Origin of the sequence: Phytoactinopolyspora endophytica (assembly GCF_004138495.1) — a bacterium.
Taxonomy (GTDB): domain Bacteria; phylum Actinomycetota; class Actinomycetes; order Jiangellales; family Jiangellaceae; genus Phytoactinopolyspora; species Phytoactinopolyspora endophytica.
Genome location: NZ_ML142851.1, coordinates 181,876 through 184,647, shown reverse-complemented (window position 1 = coordinate 184,647; position 2,772 = coordinate 181,876). Strand labels below are relative to the sequence as shown.

The window sequence follows — 2,772 nt, the reverse complement described above, 5'->3', positions numbered from 1 at the left end:
CACTTTGACGGACTCCCCGGCCGACGCCTGGTCGGCCCGATCCACTTCTGCAACCTCGACTGCGCCGATGCGGTGCTGACTGACCGGCTCCGCGGTCGCCCGGAATGGCGAGGGTTTACAGAGGGACGGATCGTAGAGCACCAGCGTTTCGCCGAATCGCTCCGGTCGCGGATCCGGCCGACTTTCGACACAAGCGGCCAGACTCCCGACCAGGTAGCTGGACGAATCGCCGAGTGGATTGAACACCGCCTCGCCGAAACTCGATTGCCGCCGTCGTCGTCACCGGGTTGAATGTCGGTGAGGGCAGGCCGCGCGGGCGGCCACCACAGACACGGGACGGTGAGTTGATGAGTGTGCGCTGCGCGACCAGTCCACTGTCGTGCACACCTCAAGGAGTCCCGTGCCCAAACCTACAGCTAGGGCGCGGCAGACCCGCCGCGTCCGGACGTTCCGCTGCCTGAACTGCAGGCTCGACGTACCCGATGACGCGCCGGGCACTGCGCATCGCAACCACTGCCCGACGTGCCTGTGGAGCCGTCACGTCGATAACAAGCCCGGTGACCGCGGCGCCCACTGCGGTGCCCGCATGGAGCCGGTCGCCATCACCGCCCGCAGTGACGGTGAGTGGCTGGTGATCCATCGGTGTACCCAGTGCGCTGAGCTACACAGCAACCGTATCGCTGGCGATGACAACGCGTTGACGTTGTTCACCCTGGCCATCCGGCCGCTGGCAAGGCCACCGTTCCCTCTGGATCATCTGGCCCGTCTCTGAAACAAGGCCGAGGGCCCGGTCCGGCAAGCGGATCGGGCCCTCGGCTACGGAGACTGGTACGCCGGATATGGGCCGGGTAGGTCGGCTACCGGACCAGCGTCCCCATCAATCGCAGGCATGCGTGGCGTTGAACGGTGCATCTCTATGGTCAGGCTGCGAGATCAGGTGCCAGCCGGCAGACCGATGCGGAAGCTTGTGTCGGTAGCATCGGGGGTGACCATCCGACGTCACGTCAGGAACACCGGTGGGGGCGCGCCCAAGCGCCCGAAGCCGGGGCCGTCCCGCGACTGTGACCGGGGAGTCGGTCCTCACCATGGGCCACTGGGCCGCCAGGTCGGTGCAGCGGACGTCAGCACCACACGTTGACGTTGCTGCGCCATCCGTTGTGGCGGCTTGGGAAGGCTGAGGGCAGGCGGCGATCCGGAAGCCAGGACACTGACTGCCGTCGTCCGCCGATCCGGGCGCGGGAAACGCCCGAGAGAGGACGTCATGCCCCAGGCACGCCTGCTTCTGCTGTCCACCGCCGACACGGACTTGCTCACCGCGGTCCGCGCTGATGATCGCTGGGCAGTCGCCAACCCGGCACGGACCTCGGCCGATGAGCTTCCCGCTCTACTCGAGCACACCGACATCGCCGTGGTCCGGCTCCTGGGCGGCCGTGAGGCGTGGCCGGAAGGCCTCGACGCGATGCGGGCCTCCGGCGTGCCCACCGTCGTCGTCAGCGGCGAATCGAGCCCGGACGCGCGGCTGCACGAGCTGTCCACCGTGCCCAGCGGCATCGCCACCCAGACACACCGCTACCTCGTCGCAGCAGGCCCCGCCAACCTCGCACAGCTCGCTGCGTTCCTGTGCGACACCCTCCTCCTGACCGGCGAAGCGTTCGAACCGCCTGCCGAACAGCCCCGCTTCGGCCTCCACGTCCGGGACGGAGCTGCCAACGACGGGCCCGAATCCGGCGACGAGCAGCGCAGCGACGACGGCCGACCAGTCGTCGGGATCGTGTTCTACCGCTCCCACGAGCTTTCCGGGAACACCGCGTTCATCGACGTCCTCTGCGAGCAGATTCACGACGCCGGTGGGACGCCACTGCCGATCTTCACCGACACGCTGCGCGGTACGGACCGTGCCGAGTACGCAGAGCTGCGCGCCCTGCTAGGCCGCGCCGACGTGCTGATCACGACGGTGCTCGCCAGCGGCGGGTTGGTCGCCGGAAACACCGCCGCCGGCGAGAACGACGACGCGTGGAGCACCGCACTCTTCGACGAGCTCGGCGTCACGGTCCTGCAGGGCCTGACCCTCACCAGCACTCGCGACGCCTGGCAGGCCAGCGACGGCGCGATGAACCCGATGGACGCAGCCACACAGATCGCCCTGCCCGAGTTCGACGGCCGGATCATCGGGGTCCCGTTCTCGTTCAAGGAGGTCGGCGACGACGGCGTGCCACGCTACGTCGCCGACTCGGAGCGTGCACGCCGCCTCGCCGGAATCGCGGTCAGGACGGCGCGCCTCGGCCGGATCCCGAACGCGGAGAAGCGGATCGCGCTCGTGCTGTCGAACTACCCGACCAAGCATGCCCGGGTCGGCAACGCCGTCGGCCTGGACACCCCGGCCAGCGCCGTCGAGTTGCTCCGAACGCTGCGCGACGCCGGATACGACATCGGCGACCTCGACCTTGACGCGCTCGGCCGCGGCGCCGACGACGACGGCTCGGACCTCCCGCCCGGCGACGCCCTGGTACACCGGCTGATCGCCGCCGGCGGTCACGACGTCGAGTTCCTCACCGAGGAACAGCTCGCCGACGCCGCTGCCAGCATCCCCGCGTCCACCTACACCAGGTGGTTCGGCACGCTCCCGGCGTCGTTGCGCGAGGGAATCGTCGACGCGTGGGGCGAGGCACCCGGCGAGCTCTACGTCGACACCACCCACGAAGAGCCGGCGATCGCCGTCGCTGGGTTGGTCTTCGGCAACGTGGTGCTGATGATCCAGCCGCCGCGCGGCTT

General features: G+C 69.1%; 2 protein-coding genes and 1 riboswitch. Both genes read left to right on the top strand.

The annotated features are described in order from the left end of the window. Positions 1–400 precede the first annotated feature (400 nt). Positions 401–772, top strand: a complete 372-nt coding sequence (locus tag ELR45_RS06710) for an RNHCP domain-containing protein (RefSeq protein WP_129664508.1) — start codon at positions 401–403, stop codon at positions 770–772. Positions 773–954: 182 nt separating this feature from the next. Then, positions 955–1,230: riboswitch (cobalamin riboswitch) on the top strand. 31 nt (positions 1,231–1,261) lie between these two features. Further along, on the top strand, positions 1,262–2,772 hold a 1,511-nt coding region (locus ELR45_RS37085), incomplete at its 3' end, for a cobaltochelatase subunit CobN (RefSeq protein WP_205856157.1).